The 21,165-nt window shown below is 72.9% G+C and carries 21 protein-coding genes; 9 read left to right on the top strand and 12 right to left on the bottom strand.

Translation table 11 applies throughout. The features are described from left to right. Positions 1 to 233 precede the first annotated feature (233 nt). Complete coding sequence (locus GKQ77_RS09805; RefSeq protein WP_219688323.1) at positions 234 to 1,361, top strand: Rv3169 family protein; 1,128 nt, start codon at positions 234 to 236, stop codon at positions 1,359 to 1,361. 46 nt (positions 1,362 to 1,407) lie between these two features. Beyond that, the gene (locus tag GKQ77_RS09800) at positions 1,408 to 2,508 is read left to right on the top strand and encodes a phosphotransferase family protein (protein WP_219688322.1); all 1,101 of its coding nucleotides are present in this window, start codon (positions 1,408 to 1,410) and stop codon (positions 2,506 to 2,508) included. A 16-nt stretch (positions 2,509 to 2,524) separates the two neighbouring features. Here GKQ77_RS09800 and GKQ77_RS09795 read toward each other — a convergent pair whose 3' ends face one another. After that, complete coding sequence (locus tag GKQ77_RS09795; RefSeq protein ID WP_219688321.1) at positions 2,525 to 2,953, bottom strand: hypothetical protein; 429 nt, start codon at positions 2,951 to 2,953, stop codon at positions 2,525 to 2,527. A 254-nt stretch (positions 2,954 to 3,207) separates the two neighbouring features. Between GKQ77_RS09795 and GKQ77_RS09790 the strand changes: the two genes are divergently transcribed. The 4 genes from GKQ77_RS09790 to fxsA all read left to right on the top strand — a co-directional run bounded on the left by GKQ77_RS09790 (position 3,208) and on the right by fxsA (position 7,323). Beyond that, positions 3,208 to 3,648, top strand: coding sequence for an Lrp/AsnC family transcriptional regulator (locus GKQ77_RS09790; RefSeq protein WP_030789227.1), 441 nt, complete (start codon positions 3,208 to 3,210; stop codon positions 3,646 to 3,648). Positions 3,649 to 3,690: 42 nt separating this feature from the next. Further along, positions 3,691 to 5,352, top strand: coding sequence for an amidohydrolase (locus GKQ77_RS09785; RefSeq protein WP_219688320.1), 1,662 nt, complete (start codon positions 3,691 to 3,693; stop codon positions 5,350 to 5,352). Positions 5,353 to 5,843: 491 nt separating this feature from the next. Beyond that, positions 5,844 to 6,635 carry a polyprenol monophosphomannose synthase gene (locus tag GKQ77_RS09780; protein ID WP_219688319.1) on the top strand — a complete coding sequence of 264 codons (792 nt, stop codon included), beginning with the start codon at positions 5,844 to 5,846 and terminating at the stop codon, positions 6,633 to 6,635. A gap of 94 nt (positions 6,636 to 6,729) precedes the next feature. Beyond that, a complete protein-coding gene (gene fxsA / locus GKQ77_RS09775; protein ID WP_219688318.1) occupies positions 6,730 to 7,323 on the top strand; it encodes an FxsA family membrane protein in 594 nt (197 codons plus the stop codon). Between the two features lie 116 nt (positions 7,324 to 7,439). On the opposite strand, the gene GKQ77_RS09770 is transcribed toward fxsA, so the two are convergent. The 4 genes from GKQ77_RS09770 to yczE form a co-directional block, all read right to left on the bottom strand. Next, positions 7,440 to 7,814: an RNA polymerase-binding protein RbpA gene (locus tag GKQ77_RS09770; RefSeq protein ID WP_030360404.1), complete on the bottom strand. Its 375-nt coding sequence runs from the start codon at positions 7,812 to 7,814 to the stop codon at positions 7,440 to 7,442. A 256-nt stretch (positions 7,815 to 8,070) separates the two neighbouring features. Beyond that, positions 8,071 to 9,420: an MFS transporter gene (locus GKQ77_RS09765; protein WP_219688317.1), complete on the bottom strand. Its 1,350-nt coding sequence runs from the start codon at positions 9,418 to 9,420 to the stop codon at positions 8,071 to 8,073. Between the two features lie 44 nt (positions 9,421 to 9,464). Further along, positions 9,465 to 10,232, bottom strand: a complete 768-nt coding sequence (locus GKQ77_RS09760; protein ID WP_219688316.1) for a glycerophosphodiester phosphodiesterase family protein — start codon at positions 10,230 to 10,232, stop codon at positions 9,465 to 9,467. Beyond that, positions 10,229 to 10,897 (bottom strand): membrane protein YczE, encoded by a 669-nt coding sequence (gene yczE / locus GKQ77_RS09755; protein WP_219688315.1) that lies wholly within the window; start codon positions 10,895 to 10,897, stop codon positions 10,229 to 10,231. The genes GKQ77_RS09760 and yczE overlap by 4 nt, the downstream gene beginning before the upstream one ends. Before the next feature lie 101 nt (positions 10,898 to 10,998). On the opposite strand from yczE, the gene GKQ77_RS09750 reads away from it, so the two are divergent. After that, positions 10,999 to 12,498 carry an SCO1417 family PLP biosynthesis transcription factor gene (locus tag GKQ77_RS09750; RefSeq protein ID WP_219688314.1) on the top strand — a complete coding sequence of 500 codons (1,500 nt, stop codon included), beginning with the start codon at positions 10,999 to 11,001 and terminating at the stop codon, positions 12,496 to 12,498. Positions 12,499 to 12,528: 30 nt separating this feature from the next. Here the strand turns inward: GKQ77_RS09750 and GKQ77_RS09745 are convergent, their stop codons facing one another. Together GKQ77_RS09745 and GKQ77_RS09740 are read right to left on the bottom strand one after the other, a co-directional pair. After that, entirely contained in the window at positions 12,529 to 14,112 is a 1,584-nt protein-coding gene (locus tag GKQ77_RS09745) for an ATP-binding protein (RefSeq protein ID WP_219688313.1), read from the bottom strand. Between the two features lie 36 nt (positions 14,113 to 14,148). Then, positions 14,149 to 14,343 (bottom strand): hypothetical protein, encoded by a 195-nt coding sequence (locus GKQ77_RS09740; RefSeq protein WP_030789254.1) that lies wholly within the window; start codon positions 14,341 to 14,343, stop codon positions 14,149 to 14,151. A 276-nt stretch (positions 14,344 to 14,619) separates the two neighbouring features. Here GKQ77_RS09740 and GKQ77_RS09735 point away from each other — a divergent pair, with 276 nt between their 5' ends. Both GKQ77_RS09735 and GKQ77_RS09730 read left to right on the top strand, forming a co-directional pair. Then, complete coding sequence (locus tag GKQ77_RS09735; RefSeq protein WP_219688312.1) at positions 14,620 to 15,012, top strand: ankyrin repeat domain-containing protein; 393 nt, start codon at positions 14,620 to 14,622, stop codon at positions 15,010 to 15,012. A gap of 300 nt (positions 15,013 to 15,312) precedes the next feature. Further along, positions 15,313 to 16,737 carry a HEAT repeat domain-containing protein gene (locus GKQ77_RS09730; protein ID WP_219688311.1) on the top strand — a complete coding sequence of 475 codons (1,425 nt, stop codon included), beginning with the start codon at positions 15,313 to 15,315 and terminating at the stop codon, positions 16,735 to 16,737. A gap of 38 nt (positions 16,738 to 16,775) precedes the next feature. On the opposite strand, the gene GKQ77_RS09725 is transcribed toward GKQ77_RS09730, so the two are convergent. The 5 genes from GKQ77_RS09725 to GKQ77_RS09705 form a co-directional block, all read right to left on the bottom strand. Next, on the bottom strand, positions 16,776 to 17,645 hold the full coding sequence (locus tag GKQ77_RS09725; RefSeq protein ID WP_219688310.1) for a 5-oxoprolinase subunit C family protein: 870 nt from the start codon (positions 17,643 to 17,645) through the stop codon (positions 16,776 to 16,778). Then, complete coding sequence (locus tag GKQ77_RS09720; RefSeq protein ID WP_219688309.1) at positions 17,642 to 18,343, bottom strand: 5-oxoprolinase subunit B family protein; 702 nt, start codon at positions 18,341 to 18,343, stop codon at positions 17,642 to 17,644. Before GKQ77_RS09720 ends, GKQ77_RS09725 begins: the two co-directional genes overlap by 4 nt. Further along, complete coding sequence (locus GKQ77_RS09715; RefSeq protein WP_219688308.1) at positions 18,340 to 19,104, bottom strand: LamB/YcsF family protein; 765 nt, start codon at positions 19,102 to 19,104, stop codon at positions 18,340 to 18,342. The genes GKQ77_RS09720 and GKQ77_RS09715 overlap by 4 nt, the downstream gene beginning before the upstream one ends. Before the next feature lie 51 nt (positions 19,105 to 19,155). Then, the gene (locus GKQ77_RS09710; RefSeq protein WP_219688307.1) at positions 19,156 to 19,962 is read right to left on the bottom strand and encodes a putative hydro-lyase; all 807 of its coding nucleotides are present in this window, start codon (positions 19,960 to 19,962) and stop codon (positions 19,156 to 19,158) included. Continuing rightward, positions 19,959 to 21,165 (bottom strand): MFS transporter (locus GKQ77_RS09705; protein ID WP_219688306.1); only part of this gene is annotated, 1,207 nt, incomplete at its 5' end. The genes GKQ77_RS09705 and GKQ77_RS09710, both read right to left, overlap by 4 nt.

Genomic DNA, 21,165 nt, shown 5'->3' with positions numbered 1-21,165 from the left:
GGGTGTGGCGGCGGGCGGAGTGGCGTACCGGGGCCCGGAGCCCAGAGCAGGCAAGGCGGCGCTCCCGAAGCCCGGAGCGGGCAAGGCGGCGCCCCCCCCCAGGCCCGAGGGCAGGGCAAAGCGGCCGCCCCGCGTCTGGCTCCGTCCCGGGAACTGACGTACCGTCATCTGCGCGCCGGAGGGCCCACCGCCTCCCGCCACCCTGAACTGCCGTGTGCCCAGGGAGGTTTGCCGTGGAAGACGACCGTCCGGTACCACTCGACGAGTACCCCGTGCACCAGGTGCCCCTGTCGATGAAACACGTCGCGACCGGCGACCGGAACGCCTATGACCGGTGCATCTTCCACCTCTTCGACCACACGGGCCACGCCCTGCTCATCCTCGGCCTCGGCGTCTATCCGAACACCGGCGTCATCGACGCGTACGCCACCCTCCGCATCGGCGACACGCTCCACGCCGTACGCGCGTCCGACGCCCTCGGCGACGACCGGATGGACCTGAGCGTGGGCCCGCTGCGCATCACCGTCGACGAGCCGCTGCGCCGCCTGCGCCTGGAGTGCGCCGCCGACCCGGACGACCCCGCGTCCCTGTCGTGCGACCTGACCTGGGCCGCCGACTTCCCCGCCCTCTGGGAGCCGCACCACATGCAGCGCCGTGGCCCCCGGCTCACCCTGGAAGGGCGCCGCTTCGTCCAGGCGGGCCGCCCCCACGGAGTGATCCGCGCGGGCGGCGAGGAGATCACCGTGGCGCCGGGGGAGTGGACCGCGACCCGGGACCGGAGCTGGGGCGTGCGGCCCATCCCGGGCGAGGAACGCGGGCTCCTGGAAGAGGAGTTCGCCACCGAGGGCTTCCACTGGATCTGGTGCCCGGTCCGCTTCGACGACCGCTTCCTGATGGTCATCACGCAGGAGGACGCGGACGGCTACCGCACCCTGAACGACGCCACCCTCGTCCGCCCCGGCCTGCGCGACCGCCAACTCGGCTGGCCCCGCACCGACATCACCTACCGCCCAGGCACCCGGCACCCCGAGCACGCCCTCATCCACCTCACCGACCCCGGCGACCCCAAGCCCCTGGAACTCGGCGTCGAGATCCTCGCCTCGCTGCCGCTGGCCGTGGGTGCCGGATATCCGCCCGCCGACGACTGGCAGCACGGCACCTGGCGCGGCCGCGACTGGACCGACCGCCGCGTCTACGACCTCTCGGACCCCGCGGCGCATCCGCTCGCCGCGTACGGAGTCATCGACCACGCGGCGCGCTTCACCCTCGACGGGCGGACGGGGTACGGCATTTTCGAGCACGGCAGCTTCGGCCGCCACGACCCGAGCGGCTTCACCGGATTCGACTCCGTGGCGCCCTGAGGCGCGTCGCGAAGACCCGACCGCCCCGCGAGGAAGGAGCACGGCCATGGCATCGACGCCCCGCCCCCGCACCACCACGCGCGAACCGGAAGAGCTCGCGCGCCGGCTCACCGCCTGGCTCGACACCCGCCTGCCAGGCGCCAAGGCCGTCGATGTGACCGTCCCCGAGTCCAACGGCATGTCCAGCGAGACCCTGCTCTTCACCGTCGAACACCCCGAACCACCCCTGCGCGGCTGCGCGTTGCGCCTTGCGGCCGACCCGGCGGCGTACACGGTCTTCCCCGTCTACGACATGCCGCGCCAGTACCGCACGATGCGGCTCGTCGCCGAACGCACCGACCTGCCGGTGCCGCGCGTCCTGTGGCTCGAAAAGGACCCCCGCCCGCTCGGCGTGCCCTTCCTCGTCATGGAACGGGTCGAGGGCCGCGTACCGCCGGACGTCATGCCCTACACCTACGAGGGGAACTGGCTGCACGCCGCGACCGACGCCGAACGCGCGCGGCTGGAGGAGGCATCGGTGCGGATCGTGGCCCGCCTGCACGACCAAGTCCCGGCGGACGAAGCACAGTTCCTCGCGCTGCCTGGTGAGGGAAGCCCCTTGCGCCGCCATGTCACGGCCCAACGCGCCTACTACGCATGGGTGGTGAGCGGACTGCCCCGCTCGCCCCTCATCGAGAGCGCCTTCGACCGCCTCGAAGAGCTGTGGCCGCACACCGAAGGCGCGCCCGTCCTCAACTGGGGCGACGCGCGCATCGGGAACATCGTCTACGCCGGCTTCGAGCCCGCGGCCGTCCTCGACTGGGAGATGGCAGCCCTCGCGCCGCGCGAGGTCGACCTCGGCTGGCTGGTCTACCTGCACCGCTTCTTCCAGGATCTGACGGTGAGTTTCGGCCAGCCGGGCCTGCCGGACTTCCTGCGCCGGGACCGCGTCGAGGAGACGTACGCCCGGCTCACCGGGCACACCCCGCGGGCCATGGACTTCTACACGCTGTACGCGGCGCTGCGGCACGCGATCGTCATGCTGCGCGTCGCCTACCGCCAGGTCCACTTCGGCGAGGCCGAGGCGCCCGGCGCCCCCGAGGACGCGGACGCGCTGATCCTGCACCACGGCAGCCTCGCGGCCATGGTGCAGGGCAGCTACTGGTGACTCGGCTACTGGTGACTCAGGCGGCGGGGCGCTGCTGCCGGGGCACGCGGAAGGGCCGCGAGCCCGGACCGCCCACGTGCGAGAACGGCTGCGTCCGCCAGTCCAGCTCCTGAGGGAGCGTCAGGAGCAGGGCGGTGTCCTGTTCCTGAGCCTCCATCGACTCGTCCGCGGGAGTGGCCTCCGCGGCCGCCCGGCCCGTGCCGGTGCAGACCGTGAGCCCGAACGGGTTCCACGGAGTGGGGCACAGCGCGTGCTCGGGCAGGACGTCCTCGTCGGCGAGGAGTGCGATCGGCTGCCCGCAGTCGGGGCAGTTCACGCGGTACATCTCAAAGGTGTCGTACGCGTCGAGAAGGGCGTCAGCCGGTTCGACGCCCTCCGGCTCGGGCTCGGCGACCTGCTGCTGCTTGTCGCGAGTGGACCTGCCGGGACGCTTCAGATTCTGCATGGGACTCTCCCCCTTGGGTGGGCCGACAAGGCACTGCGGCCTCGACCACAGCAAGCACTTCCCGTCCCGTCGTAGGGGTAATCGTGGCATCCCATCGGACACGGTCAACGCGGTGTGGTCTTCGTCACATGCCGAGGGGAGTTGCCTCCGCCGTGCGTGTCCGGCGGACGCCCGGGTAAGCGAGGGAATCACTCGGGTAACCGAAGGGATCACTTGGGTATCCGTGGGGATCAAGAGCCCTGTAGGTTCGGCGCATGGAGGAGCTGGACCGACAGATCGTGCAGCTGCTCGTCAAGGACGGGCGGATGAGCTACACCGACCTGGGCAAGGCCACGGGCCTGTCCACGTCGGCCGTGCACCAGCGGGTGCGCCGCCTCGAACAGCGGGGAGTGATCCGCGGCTATGCCGCCGTCGTGGACCCCGAGGCCGTGGGGCTGCCGCTGACGGCGTTCATCTCGGTGAAGCCGTTCGACCCCAGCGCGCCCGACGACATCGCCGAGCGCCTCGCGGGCGTCCCGGAGATCGAGGCGTGCCACAGCGTCGCGGGCGACGAGAACTACATCCTCAAGGTGCGCGTCGCCACCCCGCTGGAACTGGAACACCTGCTGAGCCGTCTGCGCGCGCTCGCCGGCGTCTCCACGCGCACGACCGTCGTGCTCTCCACTCCGTACGAGGCGCGCCCGCCCCAGGTGTGACCCGCGCGCGGGACACGCGCCCGCAGGGGCGAGACTGGACCCATGAGCCAGAGCACCGCCCCCGACGACGCCCGGGACCCCCAGCAGGACCCCCAGAACCACCGCACCGTGCTGCTGCGCGGCGGCGACGTCCACAGCCCCGCCGACCCGTTCGCGACCGCGATGGTCATCGAGCGCGGCCATGTCGCCTGGGTCGGCTCCGAGGGCGCGGCGGACGCCTTCGCGGACGGCGTCGACGAGGTCGTCGACCTCGAAGGAGCCCTGGTCACCCCGGCGTTCACGGACGCCCACGTGCACACCACGGCCACCGGTCTCGCGCTGACGGGGCTCGACCTCTCGGGGGCCCGCTCCCTGGACGACGCGCTCGTGTCCGTACGCGAACACGTCGCCGCGCGACCGCACGACAAGGTCCTGCTCGGCCACGGCTGGGACGCGGCCCGCTGGCCCGGCGGCCGCCCGCCCACGCGCGTGGAGCTCGACGAGGCCACCGGCGGGCGGCCGCTCTACCTCTCCCGCATCGACGTCCACTCGGCGGTCGCCAGCACCGCCCTGCTCGACCTGGTGCCCGGCATCACCGAGCGCACCGGCTTCCACCCGGACGCCCCCCTGACCGGCGACGCCCACCACGGGGTGCGCGCCGCCGCCCTGGCCGCGATCACGCCCGCCCAGCGCACCGAGGCCCAGCGCGCCGCCCTCAAGCGCGCCGCCTCCCTCGGCATCGGCTCCGTGCACGAGTGCGCGGGCCCGGAGATCTCCGACGAGGACGATTTCACCGGGCTGCTGCGGCTCGCCGCCGAGGAGGCCGGGCCCCGGGTCGTCGGCTACTGGGCCGAGCATGGCCCCGAAGGCGTGGCACGCGCCCGGGAGTTGGGGGCGGTCGGCGCCGCCGGTGACCTCTTCGTGGACGGCGCCCTCGGCTCGCACACCGCCTGCCTCCACGAGCCGTACGCCGACGACGCCCACACCGGCACGGCCCACCTGGACGCCGCCGAGGTCGCCGCCCACGTCGTGGCATGCACCGAGGCGGGCCTCCAGGCGGGCTTCCACGCCATCGGGGACGCCGCGGTGGGCTCCGTGGTCGACGGAGTGCGGCTGGCCGCCGAGAAGGTCGGCCTGGCCCGCGTGAGGGCCGCGAGGCACCGCGTGGAGCACGCCGAGATGCTCACGCCCGAGACGATCGCGGGGTTCGCCGAGTTCGGCCTCACCGCGTCCGTCCAGCCCGCCTTCGACGCCCTGTGGGGCGGCGATGACGGCATGTACGCCATGCGCCTCGGCGTCGAACGGGCCCGCTCCCTCAACCCGTTCGCGGCCCTCCTGCGCACCGGCGTGCCCCTCGCCTTCGGCTCCGACAGCCCCGTGACGCCCCTCGACCCCTGGGGCACGGTCCGCGCCGCTGCCTTCCACCGCACGCCCGAGCACCGCGTCTCCGTGCGCGCCGCGTTCACCGCCCACACCCGGGGCGGCTGGCGGGCCGTCGGCCGTGACGACGCGGGCCTCCTGGTGCCGGGCGCGCCCGCGGACTACGCCGTGTGGCGCACCGCCGATCTGGTGGTGCAGGCCCCTGACGACCGCGTCGCCCGCTGGTCGACCGACCCGCGCTCGGGCACGCCCGGCCTGCCCGACCTGTCGCCGGGGGCCGAACTCCCCGTCTGCCTGCGCACCGTGGTGGCCGGTCGGCCGGTCCATGTGGGGCCGGACGAGTGATGTCCCGGCGGTGCGCGGCGCCGATCCCGGCCCGCCAGGGCTCCGTACGACCTGCGTATCCTCGGCACTGACCTGGCGGTCTTCAACAACACCGCAGTTCACAGGGCTATTGACAGAGAGCCGCCGTGGGCCGGTAGGTTCGGCCGGGTCCACCACAGGACGTCCGACCGGCGGACCTCCACGCAGTCGTCGAACGCCGCTGGGTCATGGGTGGTGTGCCGCACCGGCGCACCACCGCTGGGAGCCAGATCCAGCGTCCGCGACGCGGAGGCGCGGGAACGTATCAGCCGGTCGGCAGGTGTGACCCGGGTCGGGCCCGGACGCTCAGTAGACAACGGCTTTCGGTCGATCCGCAGCCAGCGGGTCCCGGGCCGGCCCGAAGGGCGCCGGGCCCCGATCCGCAGTCCTGGATCCGCCGACCTCCGTGCCGCCGCTGAGGCGCAGGCCGCGGCCACTATGGTGGTCCTCTGCGTACAAACGAAGGGGCAGTAGTGAACGACGGCGGTCGGGTCTCCGAAGCGGGGGACCAGGGGAGGCAGTTCGGCGCGCTCGGCACGGCCTTGGTGATCATTCCGACCTATGACGAGGCGGAGAACATCCAGGCGATCGTCGGCCGGGTGCGGGCTTCCGTGCCGGACGCGCACGTCCTGATCGCCGACGACAACAGCCCCGACGGCACCGGCAAGCTCGCCGACGAGCTGGCGGCCGAGGACGAGCAGGTCCACGTACTGCACCGCAAGGGCAAGGAAGGGCTCGGCGCCGCCTATCTCGCGGGCTTCCGCTGGGGGCTCGAGAACGGCTACGGCGTGCTCATCGAGATGGACGCCGACGGCTCCCACCAGCCCGAGGAGCTGCCCCGGCTGCTGACCGCGCTCAAGGGCGCCGACCTCGTGCTCGGCTCGCGCTGGGTGCCGGGCGGCCGGGTGGTGAACTGGCCCAAGCACCGCGAGTTCATCTCCCGCGGCGGCAGTACCTACTCGCGCCTCCTGCTGGACGTGCCGATCCGCGACGTGACGGGCGGCTACCGCGCCTTCCGCCGCGAGACCCTGGAGGGCCTCGGCCTCGCCGAGGTCGAGTCGCAGGGCTACTGCTTCCAGGTCGACCTCGCGCGACGCGCGATCAAGGCGGGCTACCACGTCGTCGAGGTACCCATCACCTTCGTCGAGCGGGAGCTGGGGGACAGCAAGATGAGCCAGAACATCGTCGTCGAGGCGCTGTGGCGGGTCACCGCCTGGGGCGTCGGGGAGCGCGTCGGCCGGGTCATCGGCCGCAAGCAGCCCTGAGAGCCTGTGCCGCCTTGATCAGCGACTTCCCGCCCCGGCCTTCTTGATCATCCCCCTTATCCCGGCCTGAGGCCGTCCCAGGCACACTGGGAGCATGACGACTGGCGCACCGCCTCCCATCCCACCCGCCAAGACCAGACGCTCGGGGCCCCTGAGGTTCCTGCCGCTCGGCATCGCCGCGTGGCTCGTCCTGGAGATCTGGCTGCTCACCGTCGTGGCGGGCGCCACGAGCGGGTTCGTGGTCCTGCTGCTCCTGGTGGGCGGCCTGGTGCTCGGCTCCGCGGTGATCAAGCGGGCCGGGCGCAGGGCCTTCCGCAAGCTCAGCGAGGCCGTGCAACAGCAGCAGAGCGGCGTGGCGCCCCAGCCCCAGTCCGAGGCCGCCGCGGGCGGCGGCGGGGCCCTGACGATGCTGGGCGGCCTGCTGATCATCCTGCCGGGGCTGATCTCGGACGCCCTGGGGCTGGTCCTGCTTGTGCCGCCGGTCCAGAAGGCCCTCGGGCGGTACGCGGAGGGGGCCATCGAACGCAAGATGCGCATGATGCGCGAGGCGACGCCCGGCGGCCTCGGCGACGCCTTCCAGCAGGCGCGCATGCACCGTCCCGACGGCAAGGTCGTCCAGGGCGAGGTCATCAAGGACGAGCCGCCGGCGCGCGGCCCTCGCCCGGACGACCCGCAGCTGCCGCGCTGACGGGCACGGGGGGCCGCGCACGAGCCCGCGGAAAAGCGCACGAGGGCCGGGGCCACTGCTGAGCAGTGGCCCCGGCCCTCGTGTGTGTGCTGTGCGGTGGGGTGCCGGGTCCGTTGTCAGGCGGACTTGCGGCTGTCCCGCGGATGCACCGCGATGTTCATCGCGCCGGACCGAAGGACCGCCAAGCGCTCCTCCAGGACCTCTTCGAGTTCCTCTCGGGTACGGCGCTCCATGAGCATGTCCCAGTGCGTACGCGCCGGCTTGCCCTTCTTTTCCTCAGGTCCGTCGCCGTCTACCAGGAGTGCCTGGGCCCCGCAGACCTTGCACTCCCACTCCGGCGGGATCTCCGCCTCGACCGAGAACGGCATCTCGAAACGATGTCCGTTCTGGCATGCGTACTCCACGGCCTGGCGCGGAGCCAGGTCGATGCCGCGGTCGGTCTCGTAGCTAGTCACCACAAGACGCGTGCCGCGAAGAGCTCGCTCACTCATGAATCGTGCCTCCCGGGCTTGTCGCCCACAGGACAGGTGTCGCTGTCGTCGTCATCCGGTCAACGTCCGGTCGGCGGTAAAGATTCCCGTTCAGGGTCATGCGTCGCCGTCGTATGCCGCCCCTTGTTGTACCCACCAGTGCCCGGTTTGTCACATCTGGCAGCAGATGTCACCCAGCGTTTCTGATTCCTCAGCTCGCAGTAACGGTCCGCCTGGCAGGCCAAACGCGTACACTACCGCCCTTTGCCCTCAGTTGCTAAATCCGGTCGGGTACGGGGTTCCCCGCGTCGCGCACCGCACGCCTCACCGGCACCCTCGCGAGCAGCGCGAATCCGAGCAGGAAGAAGGCGACGAGAGAGACGATCGCGTCCCGGTAGCTCCCCGTGAGCTGGTAGGTGAGGCCGAAGATCAGCGGTCCGAGCCAGGCCATGCCGCGGTCGCTGATCTCGTACGCCGAGAAGTACTCGGCCTCCTTGCCGCGCGGCACCAGGTGCGAGAAGAGCGAGCGGGACAACGCCTGTGTGCCGCCGAGGACCAGGCCGATCCCCGCCGCGAGGACGAAGAACCACGCGGGCGCCCCCGCGGGCAAGAAGTAGCCCGCCCCGATCGTCACCGTCCAGGCGACGAGGGAGCCGAGAATGGTGCGCTTGGCGCCGTACGTCCGGGCCAGCCTGCCCATCCCGAGGGCGCCCGCCACCGCGAGCAGCTGCACCAGCAGGACCGCCACGATCAGCGTGGACTGTTCGAGCCCCAGCTCCTCGGAGCCGTAGACGGACGCCTGCGAGATCACCGTCTGGACCCCGTCGTTGTAGACGAGATAGGCCAGCAGGAAGGCGAGCGTGTGGGGGTGGCGGCGCATGTCCCGCACCGTCGCCACCAGCTGGCGCAGACCACCCCGCTCTCCGGAGCCCTCGAGAGGCGCCGTCCGCCGGTCCCGCAGCCGCTTCAGGGGTACGAGGGTGAAGGCGCCCCACCACACCCCGGCCGAGGCCAGACAGATGCGGACCGCGGTCGACTCCGAGACGCCGAAGCTGTCATGGGCTAGGAAGAGCACGAGGTCGGCCACGAGGACCAGGGCCCCGGACGCGTAGCCGAAGGCCCAGCCGCGCGAGGAGACCGCGTCGCGCTCCTCCGGAGGCGCGATCTGCGGCAGATAGGAGTTGTAGAGCACCATCGAGACGGCGAGCGAGGCGTTGGCGACGATCAGCAGGAGACCGCCGAGCAGATAGCGGTCGCCGTCCAGGAAGAACATGCCCGCTGTCGCGGCCGCGCCCAGATACGCGGCCGCCGCGAGCAGGGGCTTCTTGCGCCCCGTACGGTCGGCGGCGGCGCCCGCCAGCGGCATCACGAAGACCGACACGATCACCGAGGCGGAGACGGTGTACGCGAAGAAGGACCCCGCGCGGACCGGGATGCCCAGCGGGTGCACATACCCCTCGGGGTCGGCCGCCGCCTTGGCGATCTCCGTGAGGTAGGGGCCGAGGAACACGGTCAGGACACTCGTCGAGTAGACCGAGCACGCCCAGTCGTAGAAGTACCAGCCCCGCTGCTCACGCCGTCGTTCCGCGGTTTCGGCGGCCGCCGTCCGCACGGTGTCGGTGCTCACCCGTGACCTCGCTGTTCCCCGTGGTGCGAGCCGCCCTCGGGCGGTCAGACCCAGCTCCCCCGGTCCTTCAGCACCTCGCGCAGCGTCTCGATGTGATCGGAAACTATGCCATCCACGCCCAGGTCGAGCAGGGCGGCCATCCGCTCGGCGTCGTTGACGGTCCACACGTGGACCTGGAGCCCGCGCGCGTGGGCGGCGCGGACGAAGCGCCGGTCGACCACCCGGATCCCGGCGTGCCGCTCGGGCACCTGCGCGCAGACCGCCGAGGGGCGCGGGGCCACCGGAAGGCCGTACGACCGCAGGCGCAGCGCCGCCACGCCGCGCGTGCCGAGCGAGGTGGCGAGGCGGGGGCCCGCCAGGCGCTGGGCCCGGGCCACGCGCGCCTCGGAGAACGAGCCGACGCAAATCCGGTCCCAGGAGCCGGTGCGGCGGATCAGGTCGAGGAGCGGCAGGAGGGCGGGCTCGGCCTTCACGTCCACGTTCCAGCGCACCTCGGGGAAGGTCTCCAGGAGCTCTTCGAAGAGGGGCACCGGTTCACTGCCGGCCACGCGCGCGTGGCTCACCTCGCTCCACGGGAGGCCGGCGATGGGCCCCGCCGCGTCCGTCACGCGGTCGAGCGTCGCGTCGTGGAAGGCGACGAGGCGGCCGTCGGCAGTCGCGTGCACGTCGGTCTCGATGTACCGGTAGCCGAGACCGACGGCGCGCCGGAAGGCCGCGGCGGTGTTCTCCAGGCCGTCGGCGGCGCCCCCGCGGTGGGCGAGGGCGAGCGGGCCCGGGTGAGCGAGGTAGGGGTGGCGTACGCGCGTGGTCACCGCTGAAGTATCGCGTGCTCCGAGGGGTCGCCGACGGGCGTGACCTCTCCCGCGGCGGGCGTGGGCGCGGGCTCGGGGAGGGCGAAGCGGCGCAGGAAGAACTGGGCGAGCGGGCCGATGGCGAGCGCGTACAGGACCGTGCCGAAGCCGACCGTGCCGCCGAGCGCGAAGCCGGTGGCGACGACCGTCACCTCGATGAGGGTGCGCATCAGGCGGATCGAGCGGCCGGTGCGCCGGTGCAGGCCCGTCATCAGGCCGTCGCGCGGGCCGGGCCCGAAGGAGGCGGTGATGTACAGGCCGGTCGCCACGCCGTTGAGGACGACGCCCGCCACCACCAAGGGGACGCGGGTGGCGAGGGTGTCCGCGTCCGGCAGCAGCGCCAGGGTGGCGTCCATCGAAAGGCCGCAGACGAAGACGTTCGACACGGTGCCGAGCCCCGGGCGCTGCCGCAGGGGGATCCACAGCAGCAGGACCGCGGCGCCGACGATGATCGAGACGACACCGATGGACAGACCCGTCAGCGTGGCCAGACCCTGGTTGAGCACGTTCCACGGCTCGGAGCCGAGCCCCGCGGCCACGATCAGCGCGGAGCTGGCCCCGTAGAGCGTCAGACCGGCGTACAACCGCGCCAGCCGTCGTGTGAGATGTGGCTTCGTCCCGGTCACGTGGTCTCCCCCTGCTGGTGATAGTGGCCCGACACATGACACCCTGTGGCTTGCAAGCACACCGCAACCATGGCCAATTCGGGGAAGGTGGACTGGGAATCATGGCTCAGTGGACTTCGGCGATGGGTTCGACTCAGCTCGCCCGGCTCCTCGCCTCCCAGCAGGCGCGCCCCAGCGGCACGGGCACCCGCCGCCCGCCCGCCTACCGCGCCCTCGCCGACGGCATCCGGCTGCTCGTCCTCGAAGGACGCGTCCCCGTCGCCGCCCGCCTGCCCGCGGAGCGCGAGCTCGCGGTGGCGCTCGCCGTCAGCCGCACCACGGTGGCCGCCGCCTATGAGGCGCTGCGCACCGAGGGCTTCCTGGAGTCCCGCAGGGGAGCGGGCAGCTGGACGGCCGTCCCGGCCGGGAACCCGCTTCCCGCGCGCGGGCTCGAACCGCTGCCGCCCGAGGCGCTCGGCTCCATGATCGACCTGGGCTGCGCCGCGCTGCCCGCGCCCGAGCCCTGGCTCACCCGCTCCGTCCAGGGCGCCCTCGAAGCGCTTCCGCCGTACGCCCACACGCACGGTGACTACCCGGCGGGCCTGCCCGCCCTGCGCGAGATGCTCGCCGAGCGCTACACCGCGCGCGGGATCCCGACCATGCCCGAGCAGATCATGGTCACCACCGGTGCGATGGGCGCCATCGACGCGATCTGCCACCTCTTCGCCGGGCGCGGCGAACGGATCGCCGTCGAGTCCCCCTCGTACGCCAACATCCTCCAGCTGATGCGGGAGGCGGGCGCCCGGCTCGTCCCCGTCGCCATGGCCGAGGGCCTTCAGGGCTGGGACATGGACCGCTGGCGGCAGGTCCTGCGCGACGCGGCGCCCCGGCTCGCGTACGTCGTCGCGGACTTCCACAACCCCACCGGCGCGCTCGCGAGCGAGGACCAGCGCAGGCAGCTGGTCGAGGCGGCCCGCTCGGCGGGCACGGTCCTCGTCGTCGACGAGACGATGAGCGAACTCAGCCTCGAACCGGAGCTCGACATGCCGCGCCCCGTCTGCGGGTTCGACCCCGCGGGCTCCACCGTCATCACCGTCGGCTCGGCGAGCAAGGCGTTCTGGGCGGGCATGCGGATCGGCTGGGTGCGGGCCGCCCCCGACGTGATCCGCAGCCTCGTCGCGGCACGCGCGTACGCCGATCTGGGCACCCCCGTCCTGGAACAGCTCGCCGTGAACTGGCTGCTGAACACCGGAGGCTGGGAGGCCGCCGTGGACGTGCGCAGGGAGCAGGCGAGGGAGAACCGCGACGCGCTGGTCGCCGCCGTGCGCCGCGAGCTGCCCGGCTGGGAGTTCGAGGTGCCGCGCGGCGGTCTGACGCTGTGGGTGCGCACCGGGGGCCTGTCGGGGTCGCGCCTCGCAGAGGTGGGCGAGCGCGTGGGGGTGCGGGTTCCGTCAGGGCCGCGCTTCGGTGTCGACGGGGCCTTCGAGGGGTATGTGCGACTGCCGTTCACCGTGGCGGGTGCGGTGGCCGAGGAGGCCGCGGTGCGTCTGGCCGCCGCCGCCCGCCTGGTGGAGACGGGCGCCGGTACGGGTGCGGAGATCGCGTATCCGTTCGTGGCCTGAGCTTGAGTCTGAGCCTGCCTGGGCTGGGGCTCAGCTCTCGGCGGGGACCGGTTCCGCCTCCGTGATCTCCTCGGGCAGGTCGTCGGCGGGGAGCGTGTCCGCCGGAGTGCTGCGCTCCGGCAGCAGCTCCATGACCGCCCTGCGGTGCGCCTCGCTGGTCGCGTCGTCGTAGGGATCGGGCGTCGCGGGCACCTGGAGGCGGTGCACCGGGCCAGCGCCGAGGCGCGCGTAGCCCCGGCCGGGCGGGACCTCCGCGGTGGGCGTCGTGTGGGGCGGCGCTCCGAGGACCTCCGCAAGCTGGTCGGGGGCGGCCGGTCCGAGCACCACACGCGCGCGCGTGTGCTGGTGCACGGCGTCGCTGAGGGCGTCCAGGCAGTCCAGCTGGTCCGCCACGGCCACCGTCACGTTCGCCGCCCTGCCGTGCCGCAGCGGGACCTGGAGCAGCGACTGGGGGTCGTTGCGCCCGTCGGCCGCGGCGAGGTGACCGAGCGCGCTCGGCCGGTCGAGGAGGATCCACAGGGGGCGCTTGGTGTCCTCCGGCGGCGGGTGGCCCGCCTGCCGGGCGCGGTTGGCGGCGATGAGCCTGCGCTCGGTCTCGTGCGCGGCCCATTCGAGGCTCGCGAGCGCCCCGGCGAGCCCGCACTCGATGGCAAGCACCCCGTCGCGGCCCGTCAGGCACGCGTAGTCGCCGGTGCCGCCGCCCTCGACGATGAGGACATCGCCGTACTGGAGCGCCTGGAGGGCGATGGAGCGCAGCAGCGTCGTCGTGCCGGTGCCGGGACGGCCCGCGATCAGCAGGTGGGGCTCCGTGGAGCGGGGGCCGGTGCGCCATACGACGGGGGGCACGTCGCGGCGCTCCTCGCCGTCGGTCACCGGCAGGGTGCGCTGGACGCCGGTCTCGTCGGTGAAGCCGAGGACGGTCTCCCCGGGGTTGGTGACGAAGCGCTGGGCGGCGATGTCGGTGGGGAGCGGGGGCAGGACGGTGACGGTGAGTTCGTTGCTCTCCTCGTCCCACGCGAAGTGGTATTCGCGTCCGCGGCCCGACTTCGCGTGCAGCAGCTGTTCGATCCGCGCGCGGGACTCGGCCTCGCCGTCCGTGAAGTACGCGGGGTACTGCACCACCAGCCGGGAGACGCGACCGGTGTCGTCGAACTCGTAGGTGGTGAAGGCCTTGTCCCAGGCGCCGCCGTGCGTGAAGAGCGGGGCGGGGTCCTCGGGGACCGAGAAGTACGGAACGAGCGCTTCGTAGAGGCACTGCAACCGCTGCGCCTGGGCCTCGTCCGGGCCCTCGGGCGCGGGCGCCGTGCGCTCGCGGCCCGTCCATCCGGCGGCCGCCATCAAGGAGACGAGGGCGAGCATCGGCCCGTAGGGGACGAGGGCCACGACCAGGACCACGGAGGCCACGAGGAACAGCAGCGGTCCGCGCCGGTCCTTGGGGGTGTCGGCCCACCTGCGCCGCCCGGCGGCAGCCAGCCGGCGCAGTCCACGAGCGATCGTGATCAGCGGGTGGAGAACGTCGGTGGCGCTGTCCGCGGCCGACCGTGCCAGCTCCCGGCTGCGCGCGAGGGACACGGTGCCGTTACTCAGGATGCGGGGGAGTGGGCGCCTGGCCACGTCGGTCTCCTGGAGTGCGTATGAAGGGATGAGCCTTTAGAACTTGATCCCGCCGAGGAGGCTCGCGAGGCTCGCGCTGCCCGCCTTGATGCTCGGGGCGATGGCGGTGCCCGCCATGAAGAAGCCGAAGAGTGCGCAGACCACGGCGTGCGAGGCCTTGAGGCCGTCCTTGCGGAAGAAGAGGAAGACGATGATTCCGAGCAGTACGACGCCCGAGATGGAAAGGACCATGACGCTTCTCCTGAGGTGGTGGGGACAGTCACCATGAGTTCTTCCAGGTTCACAGCATGTATCCATACGACAAAAGGTGCAAATGAGTGAAATTCTCTGAATTTCCCTCCAATGGCAGAGCCCTGCCGGGGCGTCGAGTAGCAGGTCAGGCCGTCTTCCGTGCCTGCCGTGATCTTTGCCTCGGCCGGGCCGCGTCATGTGCCCGCCGGGGCAGTACCCTGTCGATTCACTCGTACGGCCGTACACGCGGCGCATCCCAGAAAGGCGGACGACCCCATGAGCGAAGCCCCCGACCCCGAGGTCGTGGAGCTGGCGACCAAGATCTTCGATCTGGCACGCCAGGGGGACACGGCGGCGCTCGCGGCGTACGTCGACGCGGGGGTCCCGGCCAACCTCACCAATGACAGCGGCGACTCGCTCGTGATGCTGGCGGCCTACCACGGGCACGCCGAGGCCGTCCGCGCCCTCCTGGAGCGCGGCGGCGACGCGAACCGCGCCAACGACCGGGGTCAGACACCGCTCGCCGGAGCCGTCTTCAAGGGCGCCGACTCGGTGATCCGCGCCCTCCTGGACGGCGGGGCCGACCCGAACGCGGGGACGCCGTCGGCGGTGGACACCGCACGGATGTTCCAGAAGACGGAGTTGCTGAAGCTGTTCGGGGCCGCCTGAGCGGGTACTCGACCAGCAGCTACGGGGGCGCAGGAAATGTGGTCGCGGCGGACATGACCGCCGGGTCATCATGACGACGTGATTCACGGACGCGACGGTGGGGCAAATGGTGCCGCACCGCGTGGGCCGTGAGCGGCCCGCCCCCGGACCTCTGTCCGGGATCCCTTAGGGCCACGGACGAGAGGCAGAGGAAGATGGTCTTCGACAAGCAAAAGACGGCGGGCGGCCCGACGTGTTGGCGCGCGGCCAGGTAATGCGTGATTCCCGGTTGCGTCGACGCTTGATGTGAGGCTGTTTCCCATGTTCGATCCGGTCATAGCGCCCAGCGGTACGCTGCTCGGCCTGCTGCAGCGGGGCCGCGGCGACGGCACGCTGCACGCACTCACGGCACCACGGTCCGAGGCGCTCGCCGCCCTCGACCACTGCGTGCTCAACGATCCCCGCCACGACTGGCAGGTGGAGAACCGCTCGCTGTACTACGCCCGGCTCTACCTCGACCTGCACGGCGGGCTCGGCGAGATCGAGCGCCACCTCTTCGACGCCGAGGACGTCCTGGACACGGACGACTCGCGCACCGGGCTCGCCCTCGCCGTCCTCGGGCACCTCGCCTCGTACGGCAGGCACGACGCCCTGGGGCTCCTGCGCAAGTACGCGGCCTGCGGCGCGAACTGGGCGTGGGCCCTCGACGAGCTGGCCCTGCGCGACGACGACGCGGGCCTGCGCGCCCTCGCCGCCCCCGTGCTCGCCAGGTTCCCCGCCGACGCGGAGGGCGAGGCCGAGCTGGCCGCCACAGTCCGCGACGCCTACGAACCCCGGCCCTGGCGGCTGTGGGAGGAGGACCCCCGCGCCGATATCGGCGCCCGTGTGCGAGCCGCGCGGGAACAGGGCTCCTTCGACCGCTGGCAGCGCCAGATGCGGCCCGCGGGCCCCCGCCCCGGCTGGAGCGTCAAGGCCGTCTTCGACTGGGCGCAGGAGGGCCTTGAGCGCGGCGCCGTGCTGCATGTGCCCGCCGCCCGCTGCCTGAGCGCCGTCGCGGGGCCCGAAGACCGGCCCGAGATCGTCGAGGCCGCCCGCGACGGCTCCGACGGGGCGCGCGGCACGGCCCTGCGCTACCTGGCCGACTCCCACGACCCCGCCGTCCTCGACCTCATCGAGTCCGCCGCCGAGAGCCACTCCGCGGTCGTAGTGGACGCCGCGACCGAGGCCTTCGAACGGATGGGCGGCGCCGCCGCCGTCGAGCGGGCCCGGCGCTGGGCGTACCGCCCCGACGCCCTGGGCGCCGCCGCAGGACGCGTGCTCGCCTGCCGGGGCGGCGCCCAGGACAGCAAGCTCGTCCTCGCCGCACTGCGCGAGGCGGTCCGCGGCGAGGGACCCGACGCGCCGACGCTGTGGACCCTCGTCGACGGCGCGGGACGCCTCGGCATCGCCTGCGCCGCCCCCGTGCTGCGGCACGTGTACCGAGAGACCGCCTCCTCCCACCTGCGCGGGCGCGCCGCCCGTGCGCTGGCCGCCACCGACCCGACCTTCGCCGCGGGCTTCGCCGTCGAATGCCTGTGGGACTGCGAGGAGACCACCCGCGGGGTCGCCGCACGGCACGCCGAGACCGGCGACGCGCGCGTGGTCAACCGCCTGCGCAGGCTCGCCGCGGACCCCGCCGAGGAGGACGAGGTACAGACGGCGGTACGCAGCAGGATCGGGCCCGACGCCGACGCCCCCGCCGTGTAACCCCTCCGGCCGGCGATTCCTCGCCGGGCCGCGGCGGCTCAGCACCGCCCCGCACGGACGAAGCGCACCGGCGTGCCCGGCGCCGCCTGGGCCGCCGCGGCGAGGTCGGCCTCCCGCACGACCGCCACCACCGGATAGCCGCCCGTGGTCGGGTGATCGGCAAGGAAGACGACCGGCCTGCCGTCCGGCGGCACCTGCACCGCGCCGAGCACCATCCCCTCGCTCGGCAGCTCCCCCAGGACCGCCCGCTCCAGAGCGGGGCCCTCGGTGCGCAGACCGATGCGATTGCTCGCCGATGACAACCGGTACGCGCGCGTGGTGAACGTCTCCAGCGCGGCCCGCGTGAACCAGTCGGCGCGGGGCCCGAGCGTCACCCGCAGCACAAGTTCACGGGGCGGAGCGGGCTGCGGGACCGTGTCCACGCGCGCGTACGTGCAGCTCGGGGCGCCGAGCGGCAGCACGGCGCCGTCCGCGAGCGGGGGCGGGCCGAGACCGGAGAGCAGGTCGGTGGAGCGGCTGCCGAGCACCGGGGCGACGGCCACCCCGCCGTCGAACGCGACATAGCAACGTACTCCGGAGAGTGCCGGTCCGACCTCCAGGAGCGCTCCCGCGGGCACCCGCACCGGTGCACCCCAGGGAGCGGGGCGGCCGTCCACGGTCACCGGGCAGGGGGCGCCGCCGACCGCCACCGTCACGAGGCGGCGGGGGCTCAGGGCACAGCCGGTGAGGGTGGTCTCCAGGACGGCCGCGCCGGGCACGTTGCCGACGAGCCGGTTGACCAAGCGGGCCGCTGGTGCGTCAAGGGCGCCCGAGCGGGGCACCCCCAGGTGGGCGTGGCCGGGGCGCCCCAGGTCCTGGACGGTCGTCAGGGCCCCGGCCCGCACGACAGCGAAGGCACGGTCGGTCATCGGCCCTCCGGCGCCCGGCCGGGCGAGGCGGGCGGTGGGTCCACGGGCGGCTCGTACAGGGAATCTCCTGGTGGCTCGCGGAGCGGGAACGCGTGAGGTACGAAGCGGACGCGGACGCCGGGAGAGAGCAGGGCGGCGGGCACGCGCGCGTGGTCCCACAGCACGGCGTCCGTCGAGCCGATCAGCTGCCAGCCGCCGGGCGAGGCGCGCGGGTAGACGCCCGTGTACGGACCGGCAAGGGCGACGCTGCCCTCGGGGACGGAGGTGCGGGGCGTGGCCCTGCGCGGCACCTCGTACCGTTCGGGCAGCCCGGTCAGATACCCGAAGCCCGGCGCGAACCCGCAGAAGGCCACGCGGAATTCGGCCGCCGCGTGGATCCGCGCCACCTCCGGCACGCTCACGCCCCAGTGCGCGGCGACGTCCGCGAGGTCCGGCCCGTCGTACCGGACCGGGATCTCCAGGACGGCCTCCGCGCGCTCGGGCAGCGGCGGGATCTCCCAGCCGGGCAGTTCGGCCCGGACCCGGTCGGGCTCGTCGAGGCCGTCGAGGAGCACTGTGCGGGCCGCGGGGACGATCTCCCGCACGCGCAGGGTCCCGGCCGCGCGGCGGCGCAGCAGCTCGGCGTGGAGCGCCTGGGCCTCGGTGCCGTCGGCGAGTTCGACGAGCAGGGCCTGCTCGCCCACCGGCAGCGCTCTCACGCGAAGGCCTCCACGCGCACACCCGCGGACTCCAGGCGGGCCCGGACGCGGCGGGCCAGGTCCACGGCCCCGGGAGTGTCGCCGTGCAGGCACAGCGACCGCGCGCGGACCGCGATCTCGCCGCCCCCCTGGGAGGTGACGACACCGAAGCGGGCCATCCCGAGGGACCGTTCGACGACGGCGTCCGCCTCCGTGATGACGGCTCCCTCGCTGCCCCGCGGGACCAACGTGCCCTCTTCGGTGTAGGCACGGTCCGCGAATGCCTCGGTGACGACCGGAAGCCCGGCCCTGTCCGCCGTCTCCAGGAGGCGGGAGCCGGGCAGCCCGAGGAGGGGCAGCGAGGCGCCGGCGAGCCGGACGCCCTCGACGACCGCGCGGGCCTGGTCCTCGTCGTGGACGACACGGTTGTAGAGCGCGCCGTGCGGCTTCACGTACGACACGCGCGTGCCCGCCGCGCGCGCGAAGACCTCCAGGGCGCCGATCTGGTAGGCCACTTCGGCCGCCAGCTCCTCGGGCGGCACGTCCATCGCGCGCCGCCCGAAGCCCGCGAGGTCGCGGTAGGAGACCTGCGCCCCGATCCGCACCCCGCGCTCGGCGGCCAGTGCGCACACCCTGCGCATGGTGACCGCGTCCCCCGCGTGGAAGCCGCAGGCCACGTTGGCGCTGGTGACGACGGACAGCAACTGCTCGTCGTCGGTGAGGTGCCAACGGCCGAAGCCCTCGCCCAGGTCGGCGTTGAGATCGATGGAGGCGGTACTCATCTGCGGAGGTCTCCTGCTGGTTCTCGGTGCTCAGGTGAGGGGCTTCGACGGTCAGGCCACGCGGTACCGCTCGTCGCGGGCGTCGGTGACGAACATACGGCCCGGCGCGTGCGTGATCGCGAAGGGCGGCCTCGACGCCATCACCGCGGCCTGCGGTGTAACCCCGCACGCCCAGAACACCGGGATGTCGTCCGGCTCGGCCACCACCGGGTCGCCGAAGTCGGGCCGGCCCAGATCCTCGATGCCGAGCCCCGAGGGATCGCCGCAGTGCACCGGGCTCCCGTGCACCGCCGGCATCAGGGCGCTCTCCCTGATGGCGTCGGCGAGACGGCCGGGCGGGACCGGCCGCATCGACACCACCATGGGGCCGTGCAGCCGGCCCGCGGGGCGGCAGGGGCGCGCGGTCACGTACATCGGGACGTTGCGGCCCTGCTCGATGTGGCGCAGCGGCACCCCGGCGTCGGCGAGCGCCCACTCGAAGGTGAAGCTGCACCCGATGAGGAACGACACCAGGTCGTCCCGCCAGCGGTCGACGACGTCCGTGGGCTCGTCAATCAGCTCGCCGTGCTCCCACACGCGGTAGCGCGGCAGATCCGTCCGCAGATCGGCGTCCGGGGCCAGCGGCGTGCCCCAGGAGCCTGCGTCCGTGACATCGAGCACCGGGCAGGGCTTGGGGTTCCGCTGGCAGAACAGGAGCATCTCGTACGCCCAGTCGGCGGGGACGGAGATGAGGTTGGCCTGGGTGAAACCCGCCGCCCAGCCCGCGGTCGCACTCGTCTCGCCCGCGCGGAACGCCGCTCGGGCCTCCTCAGCGGTGCGGTTCACCGGGGCGTCGTCCACGCGCGCGTGCCCGGTCACAGGAGTTCCCTCCCTCGCGTCTCGGGGAGGCCGAACAGCGCGATGACGGCGAGTCCGTACCCGAGTGCTCCGAAGATCAGCGCACCGCCGACGCCCCAGCTGTCGGCGAGGAAGCCGACCATGGTCGGGAAGACCGCGCCGACCGCCCGTCCGGTGTTGTACGTGAATCCCTGGCCGGTGCCGCGCACGGCGGCCGGATACAGCTCGCTGAGGAAGGAACCGAAGCCGCTGAAGATCGCCGACATACAGAAGCCCAACGGGAAACCGAGCACAAGGAGAAGGCCGTTGGCCCCCTCCGGGATGTTCGTGTAGGCGAGGATGCTGGCCGCGGAGAGGAACGCGAAGAGCGCGATGTTCCGCTTCCGGCCGAGCTTGTCGGTGAGATAGCCGCCGGTGAGATAGCCGATGAAGGCACCGGAGATCAGGAAGATGAGGTAGCCGCCGGTGTTGACGACGGTCAGGCCGCGCTCGGTCTTCAGATACGTCGGTACCCAGGTGGCCAGCGTGTAGTAGCCGCCCTGCACGCCCGTGGACAGAAGTACCGCGAAGCACGTGACGCGCAGCAGACCCGGCTTGAAAATGGCCGTGAACGACCCCTTGTGGGCGCTCTTCTGGCGCTCGGCGGCCGCCTCCGGGGCATCGTGCACATTGCGGCGCACATAGATCACCAGGAGGGCGGGCAGCGCGCCCGTCCAGAACATCACGCGCCAGGCGAGATCGTCGTCCAGGAACTGGAACACCACGGTGTAGACGATCGCGGCGAGGCCCCAGCCCACCGCCCAGGAACTCTGGATCGCGCCGAGCGTGCGGCCTCGGTTCTTGGCGCTCGCGTACTCGGCGACGAGGATCGCGCCGACCGCCCACTCGCCGCCGAAACCGAGGCCCTGGAGGGCGCGGAAGACCAGCAGGGTCTCGTAGTTGGGCGCGAAGCCGCAGGCGACGGTGAAGACCGCGTACGTGATCACCGTGATCATCAGTGCCTTGACGCGGCCGATCCGGTCGGCGACCACGCCCGCGACGGCGCCGCCCACGGCGGAGACGACCAGCGTGACGGTGGTGAAGAGGCCGGTCTGGCCGCTGTTGAGCCCGAAGTACGCGGAGAGGGCCACCATGCTCAGCGGCAGCGTGAAGTAGTCGTAGGAGTCGAGGGCGTAGCCCCCGAAGGCCCCGGCGAAGGCCCGGCGGCCGCGCGGGCCGAGCGCC

This window comes from Streptomyces anatolicus (assembly GCF_019400875.1).
GTDB classification, from domain to species: domain Bacteria; phylum Actinomycetota; class Actinomycetes; order Streptomycetales; family Streptomycetaceae; genus Streptomyces; species Streptomyces anatolicus.
This window is presented reverse-complemented; position numbering and strand designations above follow the sequence as displayed.